Source organism: Arthrobacter sp. NQ7 (assembly GCF_029581595.2).
In the GTDB taxonomy this organism is placed as follows: Bacteria; Actinomycetota; Actinomycetes; order Actinomycetales; family Micrococcaceae; genus Arthrobacter; species Arthrobacter phenanthrenivorans_B.
This window is the reverse complement of the sequence record NZ_JARFXU020000015.1, coordinates 15285-40582: the sequence shown is the minus strand read 5'-3', so window position 1 is coordinate 40582 and position 25298 is coordinate 15285. Positions and strand designations below refer to the sequence as shown.

At 60.1% G+C, this 25298-nt stretch carries 28 protein-coding genes; 15 read left to right on the top strand and 13 right to left on the bottom strand.

From position 1 onward, the window contains the following. Positions 1-2: 2 nt before the first annotated feature. From PUN71_RS15495 to PUN71_RS15480, 4 genes are read right to left on the bottom strand one after another with little or no spacing between them, the layout of a single operon-like run. On the bottom strand, positions 3-1481 hold the full coding sequence (locus tag PUN71_RS15495; protein ID WP_277799128.1) for a hypothetical protein: 1479 nt from the start codon (positions 1479-1481) through the stop codon (positions 3-5). Between the two features lie 3 nt (positions 1482-1484). Beyond that, positions 1485-2153 carry a hypothetical protein gene (locus tag PUN71_RS15490; protein WP_277799127.1) on the bottom strand — a complete coding sequence of 223 codons (669 nt, stop codon included), beginning with the start codon at positions 2151-2153 and terminating at the stop codon, positions 1485-1487. Continuing rightward, positions 2153-2512 (bottom strand): hypothetical protein, encoded by a 360-nt coding sequence (locus PUN71_RS15485; protein WP_277799126.1) that lies wholly within the window; start codon positions 2510-2512, stop codon positions 2153-2155. The genes PUN71_RS15490 and PUN71_RS15485 overlap by 1 nt, the downstream gene beginning before the upstream one ends. Then, on the bottom strand, positions 2509-3591 hold the full coding sequence (locus PUN71_RS15480) for a MinD/ParA family ATP-binding protein (RefSeq protein ID WP_277799125.1): 1083 nt from the start codon (positions 3589-3591) through the stop codon (positions 2509-2511). The genes PUN71_RS15485 and PUN71_RS15480 overlap by 4 nt, the downstream gene beginning before the upstream one ends. A 331-nt stretch (positions 3592-3922) precedes the next feature. Between PUN71_RS15480 and PUN71_RS15475 the strand changes: the two genes are divergently transcribed. Next, positions 3923-4339 carry an ArsR family transcriptional regulator gene (locus tag PUN71_RS15475; RefSeq protein WP_277799124.1) on the top strand — a complete coding sequence of 139 codons (417 nt, stop codon included), beginning with the start codon at positions 3923-3925 and terminating at the stop codon, positions 4337-4339. Here the strand turns inward: PUN71_RS15475 and PUN71_RS15470 are convergent. Beyond that, positions 4336-5052 (bottom strand): SDR family NAD(P)-dependent oxidoreductase, encoded by a 717-nt coding sequence (locus PUN71_RS15470; RefSeq protein ID WP_277799123.1) that lies wholly within the window; start codon positions 5050-5052, stop codon positions 4336-4338. The two genes, PUN71_RS15475 and PUN71_RS15470, sit on opposite strands and share 4 nt — an antisense overlap. Positions 5053-5166: 114 nt before the next feature. Further along, the gene (locus PUN71_RS15465; RefSeq protein ID WP_277799122.1) at positions 5167-5397 is read right to left on the bottom strand and encodes a hypothetical protein; all 231 of its coding nucleotides are present in this window, start codon (positions 5395-5397) and stop codon (positions 5167-5169) included. Between the two features lie 76 nt (positions 5398-5473). On the opposite strand from PUN71_RS15465, the gene PUN71_RS15460 reads away from it, so the two are divergent. From PUN71_RS15460 to PUN71_RS15435, 6 genes are all read left to right on the top strand, one after another. Beyond that, positions 5474-6568, top strand: coding sequence for a hypothetical protein (locus PUN71_RS15460; protein ID WP_277799121.1), 1095 nt, complete (start codon positions 5474-5476; stop codon positions 6566-6568). Continuing rightward, positions 6569-7336, top strand: coding sequence for an enoyl-ACP reductase FabI (fabI, locus tag PUN71_RS15455; protein WP_277799120.1), 768 nt, complete (start codon positions 6569-6571; stop codon positions 7334-7336). A gap of 102 nt (positions 7337-7438) precedes the next feature. Next, positions 7439-7681, top strand: a complete 243-nt coding sequence (locus PUN71_RS15450; RefSeq protein WP_277799119.1) for a hypothetical protein — start codon at positions 7439-7441, stop codon at positions 7679-7681. A gap of 351 nt (positions 7682-8032) precedes the next feature. Continuing rightward, positions 8033-9667: a hypothetical protein gene (locus PUN71_RS15445; protein ID WP_277799118.1), complete on the top strand. Its 1635-nt coding sequence runs from the start codon at positions 8033-8035 to the stop codon at positions 9665-9667. Between the two features lie 714 nt (positions 9668-10381). Beyond that, positions 10382-11152 carry a ParA family protein gene (locus tag PUN71_RS15440; RefSeq protein ID WP_277799117.1) on the top strand — a complete coding sequence of 257 codons (771 nt, stop codon included), beginning with the start codon at positions 10382-10384 and terminating at the stop codon, positions 11150-11152. Positions 11153-11650: 498 nt separating this feature from the next. After that, positions 11651-12241 carry a recombinase family protein gene (locus tag PUN71_RS15435; protein WP_277799116.1) on the top strand — a complete coding sequence of 197 codons (591 nt, stop codon included), beginning with the start codon at positions 11651-11653 and terminating at the stop codon, positions 12239-12241. Between the two features lie 15 nt (positions 12242-12256). Here PUN71_RS15435 and PUN71_RS15430 read toward each other — a convergent pair whose 3' ends face one another. After that, on the bottom strand, positions 12257-15559 hold the full coding sequence (locus PUN71_RS15430; RefSeq protein ID WP_277799115.1) for a type ISP restriction/modification enzyme: 3303 nt from the start codon (positions 15557-15559) through the stop codon (positions 12257-12259). A 149-nt stretch (positions 15560-15708) separates the two neighbouring features. Between PUN71_RS15430 and PUN71_RS15425 the strand changes: the two genes are divergently transcribed. The 3 genes from PUN71_RS15425 to PUN71_RS15415 all read left to right on the top strand — a co-directional run bounded on the left by PUN71_RS15425 (position 15709) and on the right by PUN71_RS15415 (position 17440). Further along, complete coding sequence (locus PUN71_RS15425) at positions 15709-16596, top strand: hypothetical protein (RefSeq protein WP_277799114.1); 888 nt, start codon at positions 15709-15711, stop codon at positions 16594-16596. A 32-nt stretch (positions 16597-16628) separates the two neighbouring features. Next, positions 16629-16778 carry a hypothetical protein gene (locus tag PUN71_RS15420; RefSeq protein WP_277799113.1) on the top strand — a complete coding sequence of 50 codons (150 nt, stop codon included), beginning with the start codon at positions 16629-16631 and terminating at the stop codon, positions 16776-16778. 86 nt (positions 16779-16864) lie between these two features. Beyond that, positions 16865-17440 (top strand): hypothetical protein, encoded by a 576-nt coding sequence (locus tag PUN71_RS15415; RefSeq protein WP_277799112.1) that lies wholly within the window; start codon positions 16865-16867, stop codon positions 17438-17440. Here the strand turns inward: PUN71_RS15415 and PUN71_RS15410 are convergent. From PUN71_RS15410 to PUN71_RS15395, 4 genes are all read right to left on the bottom strand, one after another. Beyond that, positions 17410-18450, bottom strand: coding sequence for an ATP-dependent DNA ligase (locus PUN71_RS15410; protein WP_349361813.1), 1041 nt, complete (start codon positions 18448-18450; stop codon positions 17410-17412). The genes PUN71_RS15415 and PUN71_RS15410 overlap by 31 nt on opposite strands. Positions 18451-18496: 46 nt before the next feature. Further along, complete coding sequence (locus PUN71_RS15405; protein ID WP_277799110.1) at positions 18497-18823, bottom strand: hypothetical protein; 327 nt, start codon at positions 18821-18823, stop codon at positions 18497-18499. Then, a complete protein-coding gene (locus tag PUN71_RS15400; RefSeq protein ID WP_277799109.1) occupies positions 18804-19136 on the bottom strand; it encodes a hypothetical protein in 333 nt (110 codons plus the stop codon). Before PUN71_RS15400 ends, PUN71_RS15405 begins: the two co-directional genes overlap by 20 nt. Before the next feature lie 435 nt (positions 19137-19571). Beyond that, a complete protein-coding gene (locus PUN71_RS15395; protein ID WP_277799108.1) occupies positions 19572-19994 on the bottom strand; it encodes a hypothetical protein in 423 nt (140 codons plus the stop codon). 463 nt (positions 19995-20457) lie between these two features. Here PUN71_RS15395 and PUN71_RS15390 point away from each other — a divergent pair, with 463 nt between their 5' ends. Then, positions 20458-21804: a ParB/RepB/Spo0J family partition protein gene (locus PUN71_RS15390; RefSeq protein ID WP_277799107.1), complete on the top strand. Its 1347-nt coding sequence runs from the start codon at positions 20458-20460 to the stop codon at positions 21802-21804. A gap of 331 nt (positions 21805-22135) precedes the next feature. Here PUN71_RS15390 and PUN71_RS15385 read toward each other — a convergent pair whose 3' ends face one another. Further along, positions 22136-22363: a DUF2188 domain-containing protein gene (locus PUN71_RS15385; protein ID WP_277799106.1), complete on the bottom strand. Its 228-nt coding sequence runs from the start codon at positions 22361-22363 to the stop codon at positions 22136-22138. Positions 22364-22772: 409 nt separating this feature from the next. Next, positions 22773-23168: a DUF7793 family protein gene (locus PUN71_RS15380; RefSeq protein WP_277799105.1), complete on the bottom strand. Its 396-nt coding sequence runs from the start codon at positions 23166-23168 to the stop codon at positions 22773-22775. Positions 23169-23365: 197 nt separating this feature from the next. Here PUN71_RS15380 and PUN71_RS15375 point away from each other — a divergent pair, with 197 nt between their 5' ends. The 4 genes from PUN71_RS15375 (at position 23366) to PUN71_RS15360 (ending at position 25293) form a co-directional block, all read left to right on the top strand. Continuing rightward, positions 23366-23632, top strand: coding sequence for a glutaredoxin family protein (locus PUN71_RS15375; RefSeq protein WP_277799104.1), 267 nt, complete (start codon positions 23366-23368; stop codon positions 23630-23632). Between the two features lie 5 nt (positions 23633-23637). Beyond that, positions 23638-24537 carry a single-stranded DNA-binding protein gene (locus PUN71_RS15370; protein ID WP_277799103.1) on the top strand — a complete coding sequence of 300 codons (900 nt, stop codon included), beginning with the start codon at positions 23638-23640 and terminating at the stop codon, positions 24535-24537. A 76-nt stretch (positions 24538-24613) separates the two neighbouring features. After that, the gene (locus PUN71_RS15365; protein ID WP_166843124.1) at positions 24614-24814 is read left to right on the top strand and encodes a hypothetical protein; all 201 of its coding nucleotides are present in this window, start codon (positions 24614-24616) and stop codon (positions 24812-24814) included. Positions 24815-24843: 29 nt separating this feature from the next. Then, a complete protein-coding gene (locus PUN71_RS15360; RefSeq protein WP_277799102.1) occupies positions 24844-25293 on the top strand; it encodes a P-loop NTPase family protein in 450 nt (149 codons plus the stop codon). Positions 25294-25298: the final 5 nt, after the last annotated feature.

The window sequence follows — 25298 nt, the reverse complement described above, 5'->3', positions numbered from 1 at the left end:
GGTTATCCCCCGTACCGTTCGGTTTCGTCGTCCATGCCACCGGCGGCGTACTCTCCACCAGCAGCGCCGAGCCGTGCTGCGCTTTCGCCCAGGTCTTTGGCCTTCTCGGCTGCCGCCACGGCACCAGCGGCCAGCAGCGTGGGAACGCCAATTGCCGCACCGGCTCCGGTTGCGGATTCAGCTGCACCAGCTGCAGCCATACCACCAGATCCACGCGCGGCCGCGCCGGCGGACGCGGGTGCGCTAACCCCAGCGCCGGGCTTGGGTGCAGCAGTGCTGGCCCCTGCAGGAGTTCCGGCTGCGCCGCCCGGAGTGGACCCTGCATCGGCGTGCGAACCGCTGTTCAGCTCACGGAGCTTGCGGACAAGGGATCCCTCCTCCGGAGCAGCCGCTTGGTCCTGCGATGAGCCCTGGACGCCCGGTGTCGAATCAACCCCGGTTGAGCCGCTGGAGCCGCCGCGGTTCAAGTCCTTCACGTCCCGCATGCTCTGGGGCCCGTACTCCTTCCGGGGAGGGGTCAGGGAGGGGCCATTCTGACCTCCGGCCCCCGACGGGATGACCGGCGCAAACTTCATCAAGATCATCGGCGCCAGCCCTGCAATCATCAGCGCGATAAAGGAAGCGATGATGTTCATCAGGGTGCCCAGACCATCGCTCCACTTCATCCAGGACGCGGACGCGGCGATCATGTTGTAGGCGATCCCGAGCATGAAGAACAGCAGCGGGTGGCAAGCGAGGATGCCGAACCACAGAAGCGGGATCTTCCGGCCGAAGGAGCCATGTTTGGATGAGGTGAACCAGACCATCCCCAGCGGGGCCATGACGCCGGAGAAGTACAAGGTAACCAGCATCACGGCGAGCATGATGACCACGACGAACAGCCCGATGATCATGCACACCATCAGCAGGATTCCCACGATGACGCCACCCGGCACAGCGGCCGCGTCGGTTTTGAGCATCGAATCCATGGTTTGGAGCATCCGGTCGGAAGACGAGATGATCCCCCAGGAGATGAGACTGTCCGACAGGGAACCTAGAGTCTTGACCGTCATTACGCCGATGAGGGGTCCGAAGAGGGCGCCTCCGAAGAACAGTGCGGTCTTCGTCGTGAGGACTTCTGCGAACTCCTGGCCGGCAAGGGTGCCCCGGGCTACGGCCACGAATTGGAAGAGCAGCAGGAAGCCCCAGACCACGATTGATAGGGCGAAGCTGATCGCGTATGCCTTGATAAACCAATCGGCAGTCAGGTCAGGTTCCGTTGCGTGAGCGAGGGCCGGTAGCAGGTCTTTCGCCAGCCCCTGGGCGCCCGCACGAGTTGCGGTGAAGATCGCCCCCAGTGGATCAGCAGCGAAGTTCACTGCACCGCTAATGGCGTCCGTAGCAGGTTTTGTAGCTTTGACAGCTCCAACGGCGGCGTCGATCAGGCCGCCTACAAGTCCGCCGGGGCCCGGCTTGTCTTCCATCGGGATCAGCATGAACATGAATCAGCACCCCCCGGCGAATGAGGAACCAGTAGCGAAGAGGTCATCAAGGGCCCGGTCGTTGCCGTCGCTGCGGACTTTCCAAGCCCCGTCTTCCCACACGAGCGTGATGGTGGAAGCGATCTTCTGATCCGTGGGCTTGCCGTTACGCACCTCGGCCCCGCCAACGGTAACCCGCACCATGTCGGGGGTTGCCTCCTCGACCACATAGCGGCCGTCAGCAAAGTTCAAGGACCCGGACGTTACCCCGGGCAGCGGCTGGGCTGCAGCCAGGTTTGATGCCAAGCTGGCGACGGTCCCCGTCGCTCCCTCAGCCAGGATGGCCGTGGAAACGGTGGCTCCGTCCCAGGCAGTGGGCCGGGGGTACTGCGCAATCCAACGCAGGACGGCGGCGGCAAGACCAACCGCCCCGGCTTCGCTGTGCGGGGCTTCCTTCTGGGCCTTCAAAAGCCCAGCCGCCTCGTTGGACGCGCCCGCAAGGCAACCGTTAGGCAGCGCGGCCGCGTCCGTGGTGGCAAGCGCAGCTGCAGTCGGACCGGCCGCCCGAGGGCCGGCCTGGTACCAGGCGCTCACCCCGGCCACCAAGGCAATGACCACCGCGATACCGATAACGAACCATGCCCAGCGCGGGAATCCGCGCCGGGCATCGGCAGTTGAGCTTCGGCGAACCATCAGCCCGCCACCGCGAGGATGGCCCCTACGATGACAGCGAATCCCGCCAAGCACGACAGGCCAATACCGGCCCCCATGGCCTTCTTCTTACCCTCGGCGTGAGCGTGGGGATTGTTCGAATCCGCTTTGGCCATGGCGACCAAGCCAACGATCAGATAAGCGCCGGCGATGATGAGGGCAATGCCCCACCCCACGGCGAAGAGCCGCTGCCACCATTCGGTGAACTTTCCGCCCAAGGACGTGAAGTCCGGGATGCCGGGAAAGGGATTGTCGATCATCGGCACAGGGCCGGCCTGAAGGATGGTGGCAGGGTCAACGCTTGTGGACAGTTCGGCAAGGGTAGAGAGGATGACGCTCATCGGTTCTGATCCTTTTCAAAGACGTTCTGGTTCGTTTGGGCGACCACGCCAGCAGCAATCGCGGTCAGGGCCTGTCGTGTCACCGGGGCGAGCTTTTCCAGCGTCAGCGCCCCGCGCTCGGCGACGTGGGAGTCATACGGGACCGAGTAGATGTGGTCCTCCGCGATGCCCTTGTCCACGAACTGCTTCTTCAGCTTGGCCGGCTTGAACTCAGGCCGGCCGTCGGACATCATCACCACAATTGCCGTCCGTGCCAGCCGGCCAGCTTCCGCCCCTTGGTGTTCCAGGAACTCCAGCAGTTCCACGGCTTCAGATACCGCGTCCTGGGCAAGCATCGTGGGGATGATGAGGACGTCAGCTACCTCCACCGCGGCCCCGAAAGGGCCTGAGCTGTACTGGTTGCCGGTGTCCATGACGCGGATAGTGAAGTGCTCATCCACGATCGAGGCCACGTCGAGCACGTTCTCCCGGGTCAGTGGCGGACGCCACTTGGGTGTGGAGCCGATGACCGAGGCAAAACTCGTTTGCGTCACCGTGTATCCCCGAAGTTGGGACTGGGTGCGGACATTGGTGATATTGGCGACCAGTTCCCCCATCCCGAGCTGCGGATCCCCCTCAGCCCGGTATGCCAGCTGGCCTTTGTCATCGGAGGTTTCAAGGATCGCCACCGATCCGCCACGGATCGCGGCCAGGACTCCGCCGAGAAGGATCGAGAGCGGTGTCTTTCCGGCCGTGCCCTTCTTATTTGCCACGAGGACACCGACAGCGCGGGTCCACGTGGACTGCCGGATCAGGTCTTCAAAACGGCCCTGAGCCGCAGCCACAGTGCGGGCCTCCAATTCCTTCGCTGATGGTGCGAGTTTGAACGCCCCGCCGAAGAACTGGTTCAGGAAACCCGCGAAACCCTCCTTCGCAGGTGCGATGGGTTCGGGGTCGTCATCGTGTGAGTCTACGACGGCGGTTGTTGTCGTTGCTGTTGTCGCCGACGCGGTCTTTCCGCTTTCCGTTCCCCGGACCGGGGCGGCGGTCCCAGGTTCAGCCGGCTCCATGAACGGATCCGCCAGCTCTTCGAATGCCATGGCCGCAGACGCTGCTTCGGGCCGTTCTTCCGTTTCTACATACAAGTCCGAGCGCCGGGCGCCCGGAAAATTCAGTTCTGTCATCGCAGAGGTCCCACCTTTCCTCGTTCACCTAGACATGAATCCGTTGCGGTTCATGCGTCCTCTGAAACGGCCCGCAACCCCATCGGAAGCGGACCGAAGCGCCTTCTACCGGAGGGAGCCTGCGGCTCTGCGGCTGAAGTGGCGCGGCCAAAGAACTCGTTTAATGCCCTCATTGCTGATAGAAAGGTAACATGATGAACGCATTAAATGCACTGAAGAATCTGTTAAAAACTTCTATAAGTGGGTTGTGGGAGCTGATGAGAGCGAATCAAATATGAAAATCGCTCTGCTTAGGGGCAAAATGGGGACCGTGCCTAAATACGCCCTTCCAGAGGAGAACTGGTCAGAGGATCTCCTGCTGGCCCAGAGGGTCATCAGCACGCCCAGCCGCTTGGCGATTGTAGGTTATCTCTACGCGAACGGGCCGACACTACGGGCGACGCTCATCAAGGAACTGTCGCTGGACACGAGCCTGGTAGGACGAAATCTTGATCAGCTTGAAGATCTAGGCATTCTCATTGGCGACCCGCCGAGGGGGGAGCGTGTCGGACGCTCAACGAGATGGGAAGTCAATAAGGAGCGGTACAACCGAATGGCCAAAGCCCTCTACGACTTCCTTGGTATTGACCTGCTTCAGCCCGGACAAGAACCTTTGGAAGGCTAGTAGCCGAGGCCTTCGCCTCCAGTGACGGGAATGAGCGCTCCAGTCAGGTAGGACAGGGTGCTGATCTTGAAAATGGCATCGGCAATTTCTTCAGGTTCTGCTATCCGCTTTAAGGGTGAACTGTCGATGAGCCGTTCCAAGTCAGCCTCTTCGACTCGAGCCAACATGTCCGTCTTCGTAGGTCCCGGGGCAACAACATTTATTCGGATTCCACGCGGACCGGCCTCCCACATCGCGGAGCGCACCAGGCCGTCGAGAGCAGCCTTCGATGATGTGTAGTGAGCAGAGCCAGGGATGCCAGTCCGAGACGACTCAGAGGAAATAAGCAGAATGGATCCACTTCGAGCACGGCCCATGTACTTCAGGGATTCCTGGACGGCGGTAAAGGCACCGAAAAGGTTCGTCTCCATAACTAGCCTCAGATCTTCGTCCCTCATTCGGATGAGAAGATCTTGACGAGCCATGCCCGCGTTATAGACGACGGTGTCGAGCCTCCCGAAGGTGGCCACTACCTCTTTGAATGCTGCCTTTATTGCCGCAGCTTCCGTGACGTCGCACTCGATTCCGTGGACACCGTCTCCAACGCCGCTTCCCCGATGAGTGCCAGCCACAACGTAGCCCTCTTCCAAAAATCGGCTGGCAGTTGCCTTACCAATCCCCCGTGTTGCTCCGATAACAAATGCGACTGGAGACTCAACCATAAACTTGCCCACCTTTGCACTCTACAGGTAGGGTCCAAAGTGGTCCGGAGAGCTTCTAGGCCTATACCTCACATACCTCAAGTGTGCTGCTGGACAGTGGTGTGCTGGCTTCCAACCCTCAATTCGTTAGGGCTTAAAGTCATGCACCCCAATGCACTCACTGCCGTATGCGTCGCTGCTTCTACCCCCTCCCTCCGGATTCTCCGCGCGTTGAACCTCCTTCGAGTTCCGCAGCGACCAGAGGAAATCGCCGAGGGGCTTGAGCTCTGCCTCTCCGTCGTTGCTCACGAACTTTCCAAGCTGGAGGCAGCCGGGATCGTAAAGACCGTTGACGGACAGGTACATCTTGGTGTCCAACTGAGTTCATTCTTCGGCGTTCCACTGAGCCCTCCAGCTACCCCGGTCCCATGCCGTCAAGAACGAAAGGCTGCCCGTGTCTAAACAAGGCATCGATGCAAAGGGACGCTGGGTCGTCCTGGACACAACGCCAGACGGAGTTTCTCTGCTGGCCGTGGGCGGTGAGAATCACCCTGGAATCAGCCCGAGGAACTGGCTGGACGAACGTACCAGAACCGTACTGCTCGAAAAGCTCAGGACGGCACTCACTTCCGGGGAGGCCTTTGATGGCATTGTCCGGTACGGTGCTTCTGAATATGCCGTTATCGCTCACCCAATCGTGTCCCCCGACGGCAATCGCATCGTCGGTGCCTACGGGGTCTTCGAATACCCGGGCCGTCCTGTCCCGGCAGCCCCCCTCCTGGGCACTTGGCAATGGCGCGTCCACAAGCAGACCGGCAAGAATATTGGCGACGACTCCTCACTATGGGACTCCAACCTCTTCGAGATCTACGGAATCGATCCAGCTACCGTCGAGAGCAAGCGTGGGCCAGCCGGCGAATGGTTGGCAAAGCTCATCTCCACAAAAGACAGAGACACCATCAAACTGGTCATCGACAGCGGCATCTCAGTCAACAACCGCAGCCGACACTTGCTCTCCTACGAGATCGTCTACGGCTACGGAAGTGCAAACCCCGGGAAAAAGCAGATCGCAATGTCCGCCAGAGCCTATGACGATCCCGATTACCCCGAAGCGATCATGCTTCGGGGATTTAGCCGCGAGGTGGATTCCCCTACCAAAGTTGTCACGCCTGGGCTTTCCCCCGTCTCGGCCGGCCTTGTAGCTGAAGCCCTTTTCGCGCTTGCTGCTGACAGGGCTTTTGCCGCAATTGACTTGCAACAGGAAGTTACTTTCAGGACTTCAAGCAAGTGGTCCCACTTTGGACTTCAACCAGATTTTGAAGGCAATGTGGCGGCTTTAGCCCACCCCGAGGACAAGTTCATGTTCGAGCGCCATCTGGCAGCGGCAGCTGCCGGAAAAATAGGGCCGGAGGCATCCACTAATGTTCGGCTCAGAACCACCGCTGAAGCATGGCAGGAGTTCGCTGTTGCTGTCGCACCAATAAGCGCTGACGAAGATCTAAGCCGATACCTCATGCTGAGCCTCGTGCCGGTAGGAACAGGAGCGTAAATGGGAATTCTCGATGGGAAAACCATCCTTGTCACCGGAATTTTCACCGAGCGGAGCATCGCGTACGCCGCGGCCGAACTTGCCCAACAAGAAGGAGCCTCCCTCATTTTCACGGGCTTCGGCCGCCGATCCAAGGTCACACAGAAGATAGTTCAACGCCTCCCCTCCCCCGGTCCAGTCCTCGAACTAGACGCCACAAGACAAGACGATTTGGACTCACTAAGCAGCCGAATCCTTGAACATACAAACAGCCTGGACGGCGTCATCCACTGCATCTCCGCCAGCAAACCGGAAGCAGTCGGCCCAGGATTCATGACGGCCGACTGGGACGACCTCTCCACGAGCCTTCAGATCTCTGGAGCGTCGCTCCAGGCGGTAGCCAAAGCCTGCCTCCCCGTCCTCAACGACAAAGCCAGCATCGTAGGCGTCACCCTCGACGGAACGCCGGTGTGGCCAATCTACGGCTGGGCAGGAGTTGCGAAAGCTACATACGAAGCAACCAACCGCTACCTCGCCTACCACCTAGGCAAACGAAAAATCCGAACAAACCTGGTGGCGTGCGGCCCCCTGGACAACTTCACAGTGGCAGCCATAGATGGCATCGAGAGCACGGATGGAGTCTGGGAGGGACGCGCCCCCTTAGGGTGGGACAGGACCAACCTCGAACCTGTGGCAAAGGCAGTCGTAGCACTCTTGTCCGACTGGTTTCCGGCCACCACGGGCGAGATACTGCACGTTGATGGCGGCTATCACGTCATGGGGATGTGAACCCGGTTGTCCACCACAACAGCGGAGCTAATTACGAAGCCCGGCGACACGCCGAGACGGCGCCTCCCACTTAATTTATTTTTTAACCGCAAGAATCACACTATGGTCCCTAACCTGCCCAAGCCGACGCGCCCAGTGGTGCCACAGTCTCAGGTGAGTTCGAAGCCATGGACTGTTGCCCTCCAGATTGAAGATCCAGAGAAGGCTAACAAGCTCCGGCAGCTCGCTGCGCTGTTCGGGCAGAAGCCTGGTCCGTACGTGACCAACGTGTTTCTTGAGTGGCTGGACACCGTGGATCTTGACGAACTTCTACAGGAGGCCTTGCCTATCGCAAAGGCCAGTTAAGAACTGAAGGCCCGCACATGGCGGGCCTTCGTTAAGTAAGCCGTTCAGATCTCGTTCTTGGCGGGACACGATCTGAACTTTTCAACACCCACCCTGGTGGGTGGATTTTTCGTACCCTCCGGAGAGGAGTAACTGCTGTCTATGGTACAGCCCTACCCACCTGCGTCAACAACGACGCGACCGAAAGATACACCACAACCGGCGCCGGTTGAAGCTTGGGCGCTTGCTCCATTGATCGCCGGCCAATCTACCTACAGGACCGGTCGCTGGATCGGTTCCAGGTTCCAGTACCCGCGCCCAACGAACCCGCCAGAGATTACCCGGTCACTGCCGAAAGCCCCCGCTGCAGTCATGATTCATGGCTCGGACGGCAACGTTGCCACGCTCTGTCTGGACCTTGACACCTCTAAAGCGCTCAAAGAAGTTGTCAACGCCGATGCGGCCAAGCTGCGGCACCTCCTGCAGGCCTGCGGCCTGGCGTTCGTTGAAGACTCCTCCCCAAGCGGCGGCCGACACCTCTACATCCCCCTTGCGGAGCGGATGGACGCGGCCGAAGCCAGGGAGCTGGTGGAAGCACTGGCGTTGATGGCGATGAGTCTTGACCCTAGTCCGCACCAGAACATTACGGATGGGTGTATCCGTGTTCCCGGGTCGGTGCACAAGTCTGGTGGTCACCAAACCCTGATCACTCCTCTATCCAAGGCGTACGACATCATGCGCCGCCGCAACCCGGTCGCCGCTCTGCTCAAGCTTCGTGCTGCTTTGGCGCCGGAACTGGCCCGGAAACGAGCCCTCAATGCCCGGGCAGTCAAGGCAGTCGCCGCGCAGCGCACTGGCACACTGCCGCACCTCTCCTTGACCTCGGCGAGTGAGGCCCCTCTGCGCAGGGTTGCCCGTACCGGGCTGTATGACACGGCCCGGTATAAGAGCCCGTCCGAGGCTCGAATGGCCGTGCTGGGTCACTTCAGCGCCTGCGGCTGGTCCCTAAACCAGGTTGCGAACGAGCTCCACGGCCAGTTCCCGGGTCTGGCAGCCCTCTATGGAACCCCGGAACGCCGGGCGCGGCTCCTGCCCTACGAGTGGACCAAAGTCCAAGCGTTTACTTTCACACAAGCAGCGCAGAGACCACGCCCCAGGAAACACGGGGAAAAGAGTGCCCATATTAACAACACAAGCCGAACTTTAACCACAGGGGGGGCGGGGAAACTCAGTAGTGCCGGCCTTCACCAGCTCGTGAACGATCTGGAAAATATCCTCTACGCCGTGCTTGATCACCGGCTGCAGGCTAAGGGCCGCCAAGGCATTAGCCTGCGCTTGCTCATTCGCGGTCTACTGGGCTACATGAGGGCCAAGGAAACGGACGTCCTTGACGTTGGTTGTCGCACCCTGGCAGCCGCAATGGGAAAACATCACGTCACTATCGCGCGGCTCCTGCCGATCCTTGTCAGTGCCTCCGATGGGATCCTGACAAAAATCGCGGACGCCCGCTACAAGGCCGCGGACGTGTACCTCATCCAACTACCGGAACAGTACAAGCAACTGGCCCGAGAACTGACGTGGCGTAAGGGTAAAATTCACGCCGTCCGGCCGGTATTCCGGGCACTAAGCGATGCCACAGCACTGGTGTATGAGGCAATCGAACGTAGCCGCCACTCCCCCACTACCGCAGACCTCGTGCGGGCTACTGGTGTCAGCAGGAATGCATGCTCGGCCGCGCTGTCAGAGATGGAAACTCTGGGTATGGTCCAGCGCCAGGGCCATACGTGGAGGACCACCACAGTCAACCTCCGAATGCTCGCCTCACGACTCGGCGTCATGGACGACTACCTCGAACAGATCAGCCGTAACCGACATGATCGTGCTGTTTGGCACGCCTACCTAGACCGGTTCCTGGCCCCTCAAGTCGAAGAGAATGTTGTGTTTGACGCAGAACGAGAAGAGTATTGGCTACCGCCGGATGATGCCGCAATTTGGCATGCGGCTTGAGACGTATCTCTACGATCTCGAACAGGCACAATATTGGCGGCCATCGGCCGAGCACTCGGCCTTTATGGACAGTCGGCTAAGACTTCCTCCGCTCGTAGCCGGCCGCTAAACGTCGGGTGGAGCAAGGGAATCAATCTTGACGTATTTATTTTGGGCGCGCTGGCGGACAAGTGTAGAGACGATCGGTCGCCCAAGCGATAGCCGCTCCGACCGGGATGGAGATGATTGCATGCAGCTAACGCCTTTTGGTCTATGCGCCAGTCAGACTGGGGTGGTCTACTCTCAGCTTTGATACGCACAGATCCAGGCGCATTACCGGGCACTTCAGCTTTCCATGGGTCGTAACGCTGAAATAAATATGTCATGACGGACAGATAGATGGATAGATGTATTGCTTCAAGGCGGGAGTGCTCCAAAGTGGAAGTGGAGATTGACTTCCGGTCGCTCTAAAGGGGAGGGGAGGGGAGGGATGCCCCCTCCCCCATCGTGCGCGGGCCGCTTCAGCACTCCATTGAGCGACTCGCCGAGATAAATACGTCATGACGTAAAGATAGACGGATAGATTGATAGACAGAAGCTGCGCGGGCTCAGCGCACCACGCGCCGCGGAAGCGGAGCCTATCTAAATAAATACGTCATGACGTAAAGATAGATTGATTGACGGATTGACGGATTGACAGACTGCTAGATTTATTAATTGCGATTGAGGGGACTTGTGAAAGTAACTGCGATAGGGAACCGAAAGGGCGGAGTAGGTAAAACCTCTGTGACACTCGGTCTTGCCACTGGTCTGAAGTTGATTGGAAAGAGGGTGCTGATAATTGACTTGGATCCTCAAGCCAACGTCACCGAAGCACTTGAAGGCACTGGCGAGTTCGACATTTTCGACGTGTTGTACGGGGGAGAGGCCGGCACTCTGGGTGAGGCCATCACCGAGACCTCTTGGCCTGGTATTGATTTGATCCCTAGTTCAGAATCGCTCGCGCGGCTGGAGTCGGAAAGCATCATGACTCCCGAGTTGCGGTTGAAAACTGCCGCATGGGGTGCGGAGGAATTGGCGGCATACGACCACATTCTTATAGATCTGCCTCCGGCGCTGGGTCGTCTTACGCTCAATGGTCTTATCTGGGCTGATCGAGTGCTAGCCATAACGGAGCCTGCGGCCTTCTCCGTTAAAGGTGTCACCGAATTCCTGGAGACAGTAAAGAAGGTGCAGTCGCTACCGCACCTGAACCCGGCACTCGAGTTCTTGGGAATCATCATCAATAAGACCAGTTCGCCTCTCACGGGCGAGCATGCCTTCCAAATTGGCGAACTGGAGGCTGCCTATGGCCCAAACGTAAGGAGTCCGCACCTTCCGCTCAGGACCGCAATGCAGGATTCTGTTAGCTCCAGGGCGCCTCTTACAAAGCTCAACAGTAGGGGAGCTGTAATCATGACCGAAAAGTTTGTCGAGCATGCTCGCTACATCGATGGAGTCAACTGATGCCAGTAGAGAGAAAATCAGCAATCCGCAAGGCGCCCGCTGCGGACGTAGTCGATGTTTTAACTTCGCGAAGCGACAGCAAACAAGCGCCTTCTACGGAACCTCTACGTGCACAGCCTAGGGAACCGCTAGGCGATGCTACTCGGTCAACCTCAAACAGGCGGCCGGGACCGGGGCGCCCTCGGAGCAAGCGTCGGATGGAGCCGTTCTCCTCAAAGATAGAAATCGAACTTCGAGACGAGATGGATGACTATGTGGCTGAGCACGGACTGTCGATCATCGACTTCTTAGACGAAGCAGTCAGGGATCGGCTCAAAAAATAATTACGTCAAGACGTAATTATTAGACTCCAGCGACCCAGAGGGGTGGGTCAATAACGACCGTTTCTGACCCTTCTTCGGCCAGCCTCCGAAAAAGTCGAAGAAGCCCTCTTATCGTTGGTCAAAACTGGTTCTCGAAATGAAAGCTGGTCAAAACCGTAGATGGAGGTTTTTTGACGTGTCTGGCAACGTGATTGGGTACGCCCGGGTAAGCACTCGCGGGCAGTCCCTGAATTCGCAAGTGGATGCGCTCGTGGCTGCCGGGGCCGTGCGCGTGTTTCAGGAGTACGCGTCCGGTGCCACGCAGGCAAGAACACGATGGAAGGAATGCCTGGACTACCTGCAACCAGGGAATGTTCTGACCGTTGCTGACTTGACCAGGTTGGGCCGCAGCACGGCTGACTTGGCCGACATAGTGACCGTACTGGGACAGCGGGGGATAGGGTTCCGCTCTCTCGCAGAACCGTGGCTAGACACGACCAGCGCTCATGGAAAGCTCATCTTCGATATGTTCGCTTCACTCGCCGAGTACGAACGATCCCGGTTGTCTGAACGGACAAAGGCCGGCTTAGCGGCGGCAAAGGCCCGTGGCCGGCTTGGCGGCCGCCCTAGGACGATGACCCCGGCCAAGATAGAGGCCGCCAGGCAGCTGCGCAGCCAGGGAAAGACGCTGAAAGAGACAGCTCAGGTACTGAGTGTGAGCGTTTCCTCGCTGACCCGGGCCCTCAGCCGCAGTGACGTTCCGGCGGACGCAGGCGCAGCGGCTTAGAGCTGGCGGGTCTACTTAGAACAGGTGGCCGCCAGCCATCGCAGATTCGAGGCTGATGCTTGGCGCCCGGTCGGTGCGGGCCTTGGCCCACTTCACGCCGCGTTCTTCCAAGTCGCTACGCCTGAAGTGTTCTGCAGCGATTATCTGGCTAAGAATCTCTTCCTGCCGTGACTCCAAACTAATGAGGTGAGCCAACACGGTAAGTAGCTCAGCCAATTCCGTAGACCAAGCTGCGTCCCAGTAGGTCGCAGCGATGCCGTCGAGGGGCGAGGTCTTCTTTCCGACTGGTGACTTCTTTCGATACGAGAACCAAGCGTTTACGGTCTTCTTGCCGCCGGTGTTGTATTCCATTACCTGGGGCGGGACCGGACCCCATGACCCGCCGCCAAAACTCAGTGTTTGGGTTACAGGATCGTAGGAGTACTCATCATCCAGATGCTTCACTGCTGACAGGTATTTGACCTGGTGTGCACTGCCCGCGAGGACGCTTTTTGCTCGTCCCGCAGCGAAAGCCTGTCCATAAGTGTGGAGCCACAGCACTTCTTGCCCAAGTTCGACGCTCTGCCGCCAAAGTTCGGGATCCTTGGTCAGCGGTACGCGCACCCCCGGGGTTTGAAGCTCCTGAGTGAAAGTCGCAGTGTAAGCACTATGCGCGACCGTGCATGCCACGTATGCCATCAGGTCTTCAACCGACACCTCTGTTCCCAGATCCGCAGACAGCGCTTCCAGCAGACCCAGAGTTGTGTTTGGACTTCCGTCGGGGTGGTACATGGCGGCTACGCGGCCTCCCTCGCTGCCCTTGAAGTAATCCTCGCTGGGGATCAGAGCTGAGAAGCTAACTCCTGGACCGGTGCGCAAGGACTTAGTGTGCAACTCAAACAGGAAGACCTGGTTCGGGACTCGCGCCCGCCATAGGTCGGGCCGGGGTGTATCCATGAGCCGGTGGTCAGCTATAACGTATTGCCGGTCAAACGATCGGTGGCCCACTCTGACCACGGTCGGTTCAAGTCGGATCTCGTCGGCAAACCTCTTCGTGGTCTGTTGCTCTACGTCCTCCCCGAACAGAGGAAGCTTGCTCTTATCCAACGAAGAGTCTCTGGACTTCTTGAACAGCTCTTCTTTGCGGGCACGGTCATCGCACGAAATTAGTTCGAGCCAGCGGGAATTGAGGGTCTCGACGGTGGGTGCCACGACCCAGTTCCGGTTCGGTTTGATTCCTCTTGTTATCCACCGGAAGAGGTCATCAATGGCCGGGTACGAGTCCCAATCTCCCGCAGCAGCGGCTGTGAAGGGCGCTGTCCACTCGGCTCGCACTGGCCGCCACCCCGGGCCATCAATGGTGACATCGCGCAACTGCTGGAACTTCTGGCTTTGGTGTCCATGCAGCGACGTGTAGTGGAGGCTGGCAGGGACCTGTGGATTGTTGTCAGGTTTGCGGACAAAGATGGATATGGCCAAGGGGTGTTGCACGCCAGGGAATATGCGCGTGTTCACGGCCGGCCGCAGACCTTCAGGCGAGCAATCAATAAGCCAGCCCTCAGAGCAGTTCCGTCTGATGTACTCTCGCATGCCTTTGAATGCAGCACCGGACATAAAGCTGGAGGGAGTAATGAAGCAGATAATGCCGGCATCACCGTCCAAAGCCCCGGGTGGCGGCGTGGACTCGAAGACCTTCCAGAACGCCCACCGCCAGAAGTACACGTAAAGATTCTTGAGGTGATACTCGAGAGCTCCGTTTCCCTCCTTACGGAAGTCGGCCAGGATGCCTTCGCCTACGCTGCCTGCAGGACCATTCTCGACCCAGCCGCCCTTACCTTCGGCATTGTTCTTGTAGGGCGGGTTACCGATGCACACGGTGACGTTAGTTGTCGATTTGATGTGGTTGGCCCGCTGGCGCTGTTGGGCGATGAGCTGGGTCATGTAGGACATCTGACCCACCGCCACATGTGGGTCTTCCAGAGTGTCGGCTACGAAGAGGTTGAGACCATTGTCTGGAACCTTTGCGTTGTGGGCACGAATGAGGTCGGACAACCGCAGTTCAGCCACTGAGTAGGGTCCGGTCTGGAGTTCAAATCCATATAGTCGCCGAGCAATTGAATTGATGGCTTCTGTCGCTGCTCCAGGGCCTATTTCAGCCGCAGCTTGTGCGGCAGCGCGCTCCATGATGTGGACGGGGAACGTTCCGGTTCCCATGGCTGGGTCGATAACTCTGACATCCGGATCCCGCAAGCGCAGGGACTTTCCCAGCCTGCAGGCCAGCACTTCTTCGGTCAGGCGGGTCATTTCCTCAACGACAGGAGCAGGCGTGTAGTAACTGCCTGACTGCTTTCGTAGCTCGTTGTCGTAGACGGCCAGGAAATGCTCGTAAAGGTGAAGGTACATATCGCTGACGCCGGAATGTACGCCCTTCCAGTTCACGGCGTTGATCGTGCGAATCATCAGATCAAGGGTGATCCGGAACTTCTTGGACACCGTATCGGTAAGGAGCTGGAGAGCCTTCGCCATCAGTCCGTGGGACTCGCCAAGGTCGCTTGCGCTGTCATGCAGGCCCTTTTCGTCCAGGTCAATCCCCTCGGACTTGGCCAAGAGCAAGGCGAATGTCACCGTTTGGGCGTAGCCATCTGCAAACTCCGCATCGGTGGCCCCTGGGAACAGGAGATGTTTCCATTCCTTGGCCATGCCGAGGAAGATTTGTTCCGAAAGCTTTCCCCCGGGGCTGTTGAGAGCGCGCTTTTCGGCAGACAAGGTGTCCAGAACCTCGCCGCGAAGCAAACGGGTCAGTGGGGCAATTGTGGTGACCAGTTTCTTTACGGAGGTTATCTCCACAGGATTCCAGCGGAGGAAGTCTGTCAGAAGCCCTTCAAAACGTTCGCCGGGTGAGAGCTTCGTCCCGGCCGTAGTTAGCGTGCCACCGATGAGATGGACGGGTTCACCGATAAGCTCACCTCCCCGCCACAATCGCCATTCGATGCCATTGGTGTAGACCAGATTAGGAAGGTCTTTGAGGCGATTCCACTGGGTGAGGTTGTGACCTGAGAAAGCCGAGGGGTCCAGGTTTTCGCCTGGTGCCTTCACTTCCACATAACCACTTACGGCGCCGTTTACCTGAACTGCGTAGTCGGGGCGGACGCTTCGTTCAGTGTCGGCAGCTTCGTCAAAAGCTACAACGGCCAGACCTAGCTGCTTGCCGATCGAGGTAATGAGTACATCAAGGGGTTTCCTGATCGAGGCCTCAGCTTGGCCCACACCACCTTGCAGCTTGTTCCTACAGTCGGCGCCGAACGCTGAAACGTACTCTTGCAGCCACTTGTTCGCCACCAAAACCCCAATTCTCGTACTCGCTGCAAATACTCTAAGGGCACTACTCGGAATGCTGGCCAAGGAGAAACTGCGGAGAGTCGCGCGCGCGAGCCCCTTCCGGTAACCGTTTTACGACGATTGTCGGGGGTACCGGCTACGGTCAAGCCATGTACGAGACCACAGGGCTCCTCAGCAAGGACGTAAAAGACCCCAAGACCTCGATTGGTCATTACCTGAGAAGTACTTTCCCCAATACCAAGCCCCTGCAGGCTGAATACAAGGCCCTCGCCGGGGATCTCCTCATAGACTCGATGGGCGCGAATGCAGGCACAGTCGGAACTGCTATGGATCTGATCATCCGCCTAATCCTGGAACCCGATGAAACGCCCATGTCAGCTCTCACCCTCTTTCCGTTCAATGCCACCTACCATCAGGTTGTCCATGAACTGTCAGCCCTCGTAGGTGAGGCAGCTGACCGCGAGGTCGCAGCCCGAGCCGCCTGGGCTCTCGCTCTATGTGTCAATGCCTACCGAGCTGGTCCCGCCTGGGCTCCGCTGGTACCTGAGATGGTTCAAAGCGGCCAGTTCACGGCAGACAGGATGCTCGGTCAGGCCGATGATGCTGCCGTCGCTGAGCTGATCGCACTCAGGGAGCTCTCCCAAGAACGTCTCATTCCCCAACTGAAGGGTCCCTTTAGCCTTGGCCCCACCTTCGACCTCTCCGAGCCAGGGCCGGCTCAGCGGATCGCGGGCGAAGCTGACCTCATAGCGGGAGGGTTGCTTGTAGACATTAAGACCACACTTGCCCCCAGGAACAAGGCTGGCCTCCGTCCAGATGCGTTGAAGGCCGAGAACGTGTATCAACTTCTCGGATACGTGCTCCTTGACTACTCCAACCAGTACGACATCGACCAGGTGGGCATTTACTCCGCCCGCTATGGCTCGCTGACCGTGTGGCCACTCAACCGCGTAACGTCACTGCTTTCGGGCAGGGACTTCGACATAAATGTGGGTCGTCACGAAGTCTGGGGCATGATGCAGCAAGATCCGGCCTAATCTCTCTGCAAAATGCGAAATAGACTCATCGAGTGATAGTTACGGGCACGATCAGTTCTCCAGACGGCAATTACGACCAGATCAGCGTCGAAGGTGCGACTTATGAGGAAGCCCGTGGCAAGCTAGACGCCCTTCTGAATGAAGGGCAACAGCTCCTCGTCATCCGCACCGACAACTACTGAAGGCATGCGGAGCTCCGCTGCTGGTTGGCCAAGTAGCTACCCGAACCCGCTCTGATTCACTTCAACCCAAGATCACGGATGAATACTTGACCACTCCCACCGATGAAACTCCCGGACAGCACGGAACACGAAGAAACCTCTTTGAAAAGCACCCTGTGATTACCCAGGGCATTGTCGCCTTGGCTGCAGGCTTTATTGGCGCCAGCGCCGGGCTGCTTGGAGCTAAATTGCAGGCGGATGCTTCGGAAGGAGTGGCGCAAAGACAATTGCAGGAAGCTGCTCAAAAACAGGCGAGAGAGCAGCGGGACGTAACGTACCGCGAGTATCTGGACGCAGCGAACGGCTACCACGTTGCCGCAACCACCTTGTTTGCGAGAACAGCACCTCAGGATGTCAATGCAGCATTGACATCCTTTATGACGGCCAGGTCCAAATTTCAGACGGAAACGAACGAGGTCTATGTCTATGGCACCGATGAGGCTTGGCGCGCGCACCAAAGGCTTGCCAGCACCCTCCCGCCATCCCTTGGCGACTCATCCCAAAAATTCAGTGCCAGTGACGTATCTGACGAGGCCACCTTTGCCGCGGCCTACAACGGATTCCTTGCAGTCCGCTGTCGCGAAGTAGCCGCTCAATCTCGACCTGGTTGCGTCTCCGGCTGAGGCTGGAAACCTGGTCCTCTTCGATCCGGCGGTTCCACACTCTCCGCTGCCAGTTCCGGGCGCGACCGAACGTATCTAACGGCATGACGGAACGCATTGCCGGTCCAAGCGACATCGGCGGAAATTTCGACCACCAAGGGCTCCACCAACGTCAGAGTCACCGGACCTTTGTCCTTGCTGAACCTGTTCAGCATGGTTTCTGTGATTACTTCCGGCCAAGGGTGGGGACCATGGGGCGGACGCAGATATGCGGCCAGCTCACGGGCAGCCTTCGCAGCAAGGGGCGAAGAGCGCCCAACGATCCGCAGCCGGCCCTCAACGGGCAGGCCGACAACAACATACCGGGGTCGCTCCATCGGGCCGATAACGGCCCCACACACCACGTCCAGGGATTGGCGGCGCTTTACCTTAATCCACTGCCTCACGCCTCCCTGGTAGCTCTGTCCGGCACCTTTGACCACGAGCCCTTCCAGGCCCGCGTGGTGCAGTTCCTCGAACCATCTGAGCGCCTGGGCGCGCTCCCGGGTGATGGGGGAGAGGTTCAGCGGCGGCACCCAATCAGCCGCTAGTTGTTCCAGCAACTCCCGGCGCCGCTGCAGCGGAGTGTCCCTGATGTCGTGCCCGGCAACGGCCAGTAGATCGAAGGCAACGAACGATGCCGGCTGTTCCCGCACCAGGGCCGGCAGGCCGGCCCTTGAAGCGACCAGACGCCGCTGCAGGGCGTCAAAATCGAGCCTGTCACCGGACCAAACAACGGCTTCACCATCGAGGACACAATCGGGTGGTACCTGTCCCTCCAGGGCCTCCAGGAGCTCTGGAAAGTACTTCGACAATTCCTTGCCTTGCCGAGACCACAAGGACGCCCCGTCTGGCCCTATCAGGGCGCAGGCCCGGTAGCCATCCCACTTGGGCTCATAGACGCTGCCGCCGGGCAGCGCCGCCTCTGCAGGGACGGATTCAACCGCTTTCGCCAGAGCCAGGGGCACGGGCGGCCGCAGCGTTGCCGGCACGTCCTCAGTCATGACAGCCACGCTACCGCCGCCAGCCCCGTCGGGCTTAGGCGGCCGCAGCCCCTGCGTCCGTGATGCCAGCCAGCACCCACTGCTCCGATAGGGGGTCGCGGCGCAGGTCGAATGTGCGCAGCGCAGAGGTAGAGGTCAGGCGGACCTGGACCTGCCAGTGTTCGACGCTGACCAAGTCACCGCAGCCCACTGGCGCCCGCTGGGCGGTGTTCCACCAGTCCGCACGGGTGAACCAGCGCACCGGTTCCGCTGCCACGGCCCAAATCCGGTCGTCATACCTGACAGCCAGCGGAATGCCCTTCGCGGTAAACCGGACCTGCACCGGGACATCCAGGGGGTTATCAGTTGTTGTTCTTGCCACGGGTCCGCTCTCCCAAATTCCTGTTCATCATTTCCTCCCGGCGGGTCACCGCCGAACTCCACACCCAGGTCCGGTACGTGACCGGCCCGTCCTTCCACGTCACTTCGGCTGCCTTCGCTGTCCAGGCAAAGACTTCGCCGTCCACCAACTCCGCGCAGTTCGGGAACCGGATCCACGCCTTCACCGGGATCCCCGGATACCCGTTCTTGACCGGGAAGTGCTCGAAATCGAGCTCTTCCACGGTCAGCCCGATTGGGCCGGCCCGCCGCGCGTACTGCGCCTGCAGCGCAGCCGCGAACTCTTCGCAGGACATACCACAACCTTAGAACATATATTCGAAGCGACACGGAAAAGGATGGCGGCCAGGAATGGCCGCCATCCTCTTGATCATGGGGGAGGGGTCTGACAAAAGTAGGGTCTGACCCTGCAGTCCCTACACGTCCTTCGGCACCTCGGCTGTGTCCTTGTGCGTGTCCTTGATCATGCGCGTCATGGCCCGAACGGACTCCGGGTTTTCCTCCCAGCGGCTCCCATCACGCGTACAGGCACTAAATGACTTAACACCGGCTTCCTGGGCGGCCTGTCGAAGCTCCGACCAAGCCGCTTCCAGCTCCGCCAGCTGGGCTGGTGTCAGCGCCGGGCGTTCCGTCTCCACGGCCGATGCCACAGGGGCAGGCCGAACTGATGCAGCTGGTGTCCGGCGCCGGCCAAGAAAGTCTCGCAGTCGAAAAGCCATATCTCCTCTTAGTTAGTAAACCGAGGATCCGAAGTCGTTGGGCACGGGGTTTTCCGCAAGCTCAATAGCCCCCAGGGCTTTCTCCTTTGATACCTCTTGCCCCAAGGGATCCAACAATGCCCAGCGAAAGACGGGATCCGGGCCGGGCTGAACGACCCGCCGCACCCAACGGTAGCCGTGCTCTTTGAGCTTTTCCTTGTCATCCCGGAACTGCTTGTCCTTTTCGGCGACCCCCTGCGCCCGTGATGCCGCCGATTGACCGGAAACGCACTCGCTGCAGGAGTGCCGGCGGCCGTCGGCGCTGGACGGCCAGCGGTCGAACGCTTCTGCCGGCAGCACCTCCCCGCACTGCCTGCACTTCTTGGGGTCATGGATGTGAGGCCCAACGCTGAGATCGACCAATTCCTTGCAATACCCGCACGATTTCAGGTCCATGCCCGCAAGGTACCAGAGAACCCTGACACCGGATGTGTGGGCGGCCCCGGGGTGAAGGGCAGGCTCGCGGGGCTCGCCCTGGTTTCCGCTGCGCTCCAACCAGTTGACGGGCGTCCGCTGTCGCGGCCGGCTGTTGGGTCCAGGGCGTGCCGTCGCAGAGCTCCGGACCCCCTGGACCGGTGCGTCTACGACGTTTTTGGCTGCTGTCCTTCGGATTGTACGTGCCCGTTCCGGCCCTTCTAGCCCCTCCGTTCCTCCGGGGCCTGCGCCACGGAAATTCTTCTTCGGCGCTCCTTCGTCGCTTACCTCCTCGAAGATTTTCCGGGTCTTGCCCTGCGGGTAGACGGGCCTGCACGGGCACAGCTCCGCAAGCTTCGCCAGCAGCCAAAAACAACGGGGGAGAGGGAAGCTGGCCGGTCACCTGAGCCGCCCGACACCCCCACGTCTCTGCAAGGACAAAAACATGACCGCAACACCGACGCTTGAAATGCTCGACCCGGCAACCCTGACCGTCGATATCAACGTCCGGAAAGACGCCGCCCTGACCGCCGATTTCATCGCCAGCATCAAAGAACACGGCGTGATGGAACCCGTGATCGCCCACCGGAAGGAGGACGGCAGCGTGCACGTCCTGATGGGCCAGCGCCGCACCCGCGCCGCCGTCGAAGCCGGACGGCCCCTGATTCCTGTGATGATCATTGACTCCCCCGAGGAAGCCGAACGCATCGTCACGCAGGTGGTGGAGAACATCCAGCGCGCCGAACTGACCGAAGCTGACGAGGCCGACGCCTACCACCAGCTGTCCCTGATCGGCGTCTCGGCGGCCGCGATCGCCAAGAAGACCGGGCGGACCAAGTCCACCGTCGAGTCCGCCCTCAAAGCCAAGTCCACCGAGACCGGAGCCGCCGCCCTGGGCAAGGGATACACCATCGAAGAAGCCCTGATTCTGGCTGAGTTTGAGGACGACGAGGAAGCCACCGCCGAACTCGAGTCGGTCATCATGGACGAACCCGACATGCTCCTGCACGTCAGCCAGCAGCTGCGCGACAAGCGCGACCGCGCCGCCGCGCTGGCCGCACTCACCGCAGAGCTGGAAGCAGCCGGAACCATCGTTGTTCCCGAATGCGGGTACGGGGAGGACAGCGAAACCCTCCGCGTTACGTCCCTGAAAAGGGCAGATGGGGAACCGGCCACCGACGAGGACGGTAACGCCGTCTGCATCGAGACGGACTATCGCGGCCAGCACTCCGCCGTCGCCGTCGTCACCGGCTGGAAAGACCTGGGCTTCACCCTCCGCTACTACAGCGGCTACGGCACCTCATCGGCCCCGAAAGGCCCCATGACCGACGAGCAGAAGGCTGAACGGAAAACCCTGATCGAGAACAACAAACTGATGCAGTCAGCGACCACCGTCCGCCGCGAATGGGTCAAAAACCTGCTGGCCAAGAAGCAGGCCCCCAAGGGCTGGCAGTACTTCACCCTCCACGCGATCACCCACCACCCCGAAACCGCCAGCGGCTACGAGGGCAAGGTGGCCGCCGAAATGATCGGAGCCAAGGTCGAAGAATCCAACCAGTGGGCGTGGAACCCGCTTCGAGACCACGTCGCCAAAACAACCGGACGCCCGGAGTTCGGACTGATTGCCCTGGTCTGCGCCGGGTATGAAAAGACCATCCAAAAAGACTCATGGCGCTCACCCAGCCAAACCCACCGGGACTACCTGAACCAGCTGGTCCTCTGGGGATACACGGCAAGCGAGGTCGAGCAGATCATCATCGACAGCGGCGAAAAGACCGAGAAGGCCGGATAGACCACGGCTCCTGTGCCGGGTGGCGGACCCCGAACGCCGCCCGGCACAGGCCCCAACCGAATCACCACAGGAAGGCCAGGAACCTTCCAGAAGTCGGGCGGTCCGCCGCGCAGGGCGAACCACAGCAACGACTCACCAGCGGCGGACCGCCGTTTCCCGCAACAACCAGGAACAGAGCAGGAGCCGCGCTGCAGCAATGGAGCTGAAACAGTCCGCGGCCATCAATTCAGCTAGACTGAACCACAGATTTCTTTGCAGAGAAACCCGGAAAGGAGCCGGCACAGGCCGGCTCCTTTCCGGGTTAATAAGTGAACCCGGGTCCCGCGTCGATTCAGCCCGGGACGTTCCTCGGATCGTTGCCGTAGCTGTTCTTGGAACTGATCTGGCCGTCCTGGTTCTTGATGACGTGCTCGACCTTGTCGGCCTGGGCCGCTTCCCGGCCCGCAGTCACCGCTTCGTCCTTGGTGCCGTAGCCGGCCCCGAACGCGCGGTCAGTACCCTCGCGCTTGTTCTTCCACTGGCCATCTTCGTAGTACGTCTCGATATCGCCCTGAGCCACTGCACACTCCCTCTGCCGTTCGGATCTGCTACGGAACTGCGGATAGCGGAAAGCCCCGCAGCACTTGGAACCGCAGGGCCTTCCTGACACCTCCGCCCGATGGGGGACAGGCGGAGAAGCTGACACCAAACTAATAGCAAGCATGCTTACTTTTCAAGCTCACGCGCCGAACGGGCGCGCCGGCCACCATCCCCATGGGCCAAGACCCGGGTGCCCGGGACCACGCCCGCTACGGGTTGAGCTTCCTTCAGCAGGGACGCCACACACCCACTCCCACATTCCACCCAGGGCGCGCACGTCACCGAACCAAGCGGGAGCCTTCTAAGGCACAGGGGGGCTGCCGCTGGGGCGAACCGGCGGGGATGACCACAGTCACCGGCGGCGCAACCAGCCCTTCATGCGTCTCTCGTCAGGGAACGTCGTTAGCAGCCCCCGGACTGCTGAAGAGCCATTGCAATGCTTCGGTGCGAGAGGTGAAGAACCTTGTAGGACAGGGGAGCGTCCGCCGTGACATGGCGAAGTTGGCAATGATTCGATTGACCGGGCTTGAGCCGAGCAGGGCAATGCGGGAAGCGGCGCACTTCGTGCTGAATGCGGATTTTGCCTGGCGGGATACGGCCTCGGTGTTCGTTATATCGATCAACATCGGGCACTCGGCACCGGCGGCAACCTCATTGATTGTTGCAATGGCCGCATGCACATCACTTGCATCCAGCTTCGTTCCCGGCTTCCACACGAGGTGAAGAACGCCTCCAGCTTCGAGTACTACCGTACCCTTGCCGACATCAACAATGATTGGCTCCATTCCTACCCCCAGTATCTTGTGCAGCTAACGATAACCACATGCAGATAAACGGGGCAGGGTTGGCGTGCCATATGTACTCAAATTCCCTGAAAATACGCGGAAAAAGATCTATTCATTCAGTTGAATGATTGCTAAAATTGAAGTAGCAAGTCACCCAGACGAACGAAACTTCTTTGATACGAAACCAGGTGCTGAAAATGACTGCAACACCGGCCGCTTACACGGTCTACACCAAGCCCGACTGCCCCAACTGCGAGAAGACGAAGGACTACTTCGACTCCAGGGGCATCACGTACACGGCCGTGGACATCACCGAAGTGCCGGCAGCGCTGGAGTACATCACCGCCGAACTCGGCTACTCCCAGGCGCCCGTCGTCGTGAACAATACCGATGACCAGGACCGCTGGTCCGGCCTGCGCCGCGACAAGCTCGTCCAGGCGGCCATGAGCCACAAGGCAGCGTGAGGACCGTGACCACCCCGCGCCCGGTCGTCGGGTACAAACTCAGCCCACGGATTCCGTTGGACGTGGACCTGTTCCGGCAGGTCAACCCCAGCGGCAGGATTCCCACCGACGTTGTGGACCCCTATTTTGTGGAACCCGCCATAGTGCAACCCCTCATTGAGGACCTGGACGAGGGTATCTCCGCCATCCCGTACGAGGGAGGGGATGACCGGTACCTTGACGCGATCAACCGCGCCCCGCTCGGGGAGGGCGGGCTCTGGGACGAACACACCGCGAACCAGTACCAACCCAACGACCTCACCCACGACGAACCGGGCGGGACCGAACCAGCGAACGAAACCACAACAGACACTGAGAACATCACCAGCACACGAGGAAAAGGAACCATCATGGCCGGCGAAATCACCATTACCGTCATTGGAAACCTGACATCAGATCCAGAGCTGCGCTTCACTCCGAGCGGGTCGGCCGTAGCGAACTTCACCATCGCTTCAACGCCTAGGACCTTCGACCGCCAGTCCAACGAGTGGAAGGACGGCGAGACACTTTTCCTCCGGGCCAGTGTCTGGCGGGAAGCGGCAGAGAACGTGGCCGAGTCGTTGACCAAGGGCACGCGCGTGATCGTCACCGGCCGGTTGAAGTCGCGTTCCTACGAAACCAAGGAAGGCGAGAAGCGCACCGTGATCGAGCTCGAGGTAGACGAGATCGGCCCCTCACTCCGCTACGCCAACGCCAAGATTAACCGCACCCAGCGCGGCACCCAAGGCGGCCAGGGGAACGGCGTCCAAGGCAACGGTAGCACCAGGCCGCAGAACGGCTCGCAGGACGATCCTTGGGCCGTGCCGGCGACCAGCAACACAGCCGGCGGATGGGGCAACGGACCCGACTCAGAACCGCCCTTCTAAGCAGCACAACTGTCGGGGTCAGCCGATACGCTGACCCCGACAGGCACCGCCAATAACACCAACGATGGGATCCAGGATGGCCGAGAACTTACCCACCTTCGAAGACATGCGTTCCAGGGCGTTCGCGCTCCTGGGTGACGTCGAAGATGAACTCCGCTCCGACTGGCGCCCGGGCGCTGGCCCCAACAATGAGCAGGCCGACGCCCTGCGGGACGCACGCCGCGCCATCCGCGACGCTAAAGCAGCCCTCGACCGGGCCGCCAGGGCCGGCTACTAACCCGAGACCACGAGAATAGGACGTACAGCATGACGCACGCAGATGACCTCCGCGCCTGGGCGCGAGGCATGTACACGATCGAGGCAGCCACCGAGCTGCTGCTGAGGGCCTTTGGAGGGAAGTTCGCTGCGCCGGGAAATCCCTGGATCCATACGAGCACCGCGCCGGAAGGACCCAGTCAGGTGAGGGCGTGGATCGACTTCGCGGCCATCCCTGACGAGGCCGGAGCCCTCTCGGGTGGGGAGCGCCGCTTCCTGATGCTGGCTGCCTCCCTGGCTGAGGACGTTCCGGTGGTTTTGGGCGACGTTGTGCCGGGACTGGACCGTGAGAACCTGGACTTGGTCCTGGCCGCGATCGCACACGCCGGCGGCAGCCACCAGCACGCCGATATCCGCTTCCACGAGGACGGAACGGTATCCAGGGGGAAGGGCTTACTCGACAGCCTCCACCCCTGGCCGCAGGCGCTGCGCGCCGTCTAAGCCAA

What these genes read in the sequence shown, in the direction of transcription:
- PUN71_RS15495 (WP_277799128.1), bottom strand. Translation starts at nt 1,481, where the DNA reads ATGTTCATGCTGATCCCGATGGAAGACAAGCCGGGCCCCGGCGGACTT.
- PUN71_RS15490 (WP_277799127.1), bottom strand. Translation starts at nt 2,153, where the DNA reads ATGGTTCGCCGAAGCTCAACTGCCGATGCCCGGCGCGGATTCCCGCGC.
- PUN71_RS15485 (WP_277799126.1), bottom strand. Translation starts at nt 2,512, where the DNA reads ATGAGCGTCATCCTCTCTACCCTTGCCGAACTGTCCACAAGCGTTGAC.
- PUN71_RS15480 (WP_277799125.1), bottom strand. Translation starts at nt 3,591, where the DNA reads ATGGCATTCGAAGAGCTGGCGGATCCGTTCATGGAGCCGGCTGAACCT.
- fabI (WP_277799120.1), top strand. Translation starts at nt 6,569, where the DNA reads ATGGGAATTCTCGATGGGAAAACCATCCTTGTCACCGGAATTTTCACC.
- PUN71_RS15450 (WP_277799119.1), top strand. Translation starts at nt 7,439, where the DNA reads ATGGTCCCTAACCTGCCCAAGCCGACGCGCCCAGTGGTGCCACAGTCT.
- PUN71_RS15445 (WP_277799118.1), top strand. Translation starts at nt 8,033, where the DNA reads ATGATTCATGGCTCGGACGGCAACGTTGCCACGCTCTGTCTGGACCTT.
- PUN71_RS15425 (WP_277799114.1), top strand. Translation starts at nt 15,709, where the DNA reads ATGTACGAGACCACAGGGCTCCTCAGCAAGGACGTAAAAGACCCCAAG.
- PUN71_RS15400 (WP_277799109.1), bottom strand. Translation starts at nt 19,136, where the DNA reads ATGTCCTGCGAAGAGTTCGCGGCTGCGCTGCAGGCGCAGTACGCGCGG.
- PUN71_RS15395 (WP_277799108.1), bottom strand. Translation starts at nt 19,994, where the DNA reads ATGGACCTGAAATCGTGCGGGTATTGCAAGGAATTGGTCGATCTCAGC.
- PUN71_RS15390 (WP_277799107.1), top strand. Translation starts at nt 20,458, where the DNA reads ATGACCGCAACACCGACGCTTGAAATGCTCGACCCGGCAACCCTGACC.
- PUN71_RS15380 (WP_277799105.1), bottom strand. Translation starts at nt 23,168, where the DNA reads ATGGAGCCAATCATTGTTGATGTCGGCAAGGGTACGGTAGTACTCGAA.
- PUN71_RS15375 (WP_277799104.1), top strand. Translation starts at nt 23,366, where the DNA reads ATGACTGCAACACCGGCCGCTTACACGGTCTACACCAAGCCCGACTGC.
- PUN71_RS15365 (WP_166843124.1), top strand. Translation starts at nt 24,614, where the DNA reads ATGGCCGAGAACTTACCCACCTTCGAAGACATGCGTTCCAGGGCGTTC.
- PUN71_RS15360 (WP_277799102.1), top strand. Translation starts at nt 24,844, where the DNA reads ATGACGCACGCAGATGACCTCCGCGCCTGGGCGCGAGGCATGTACACG.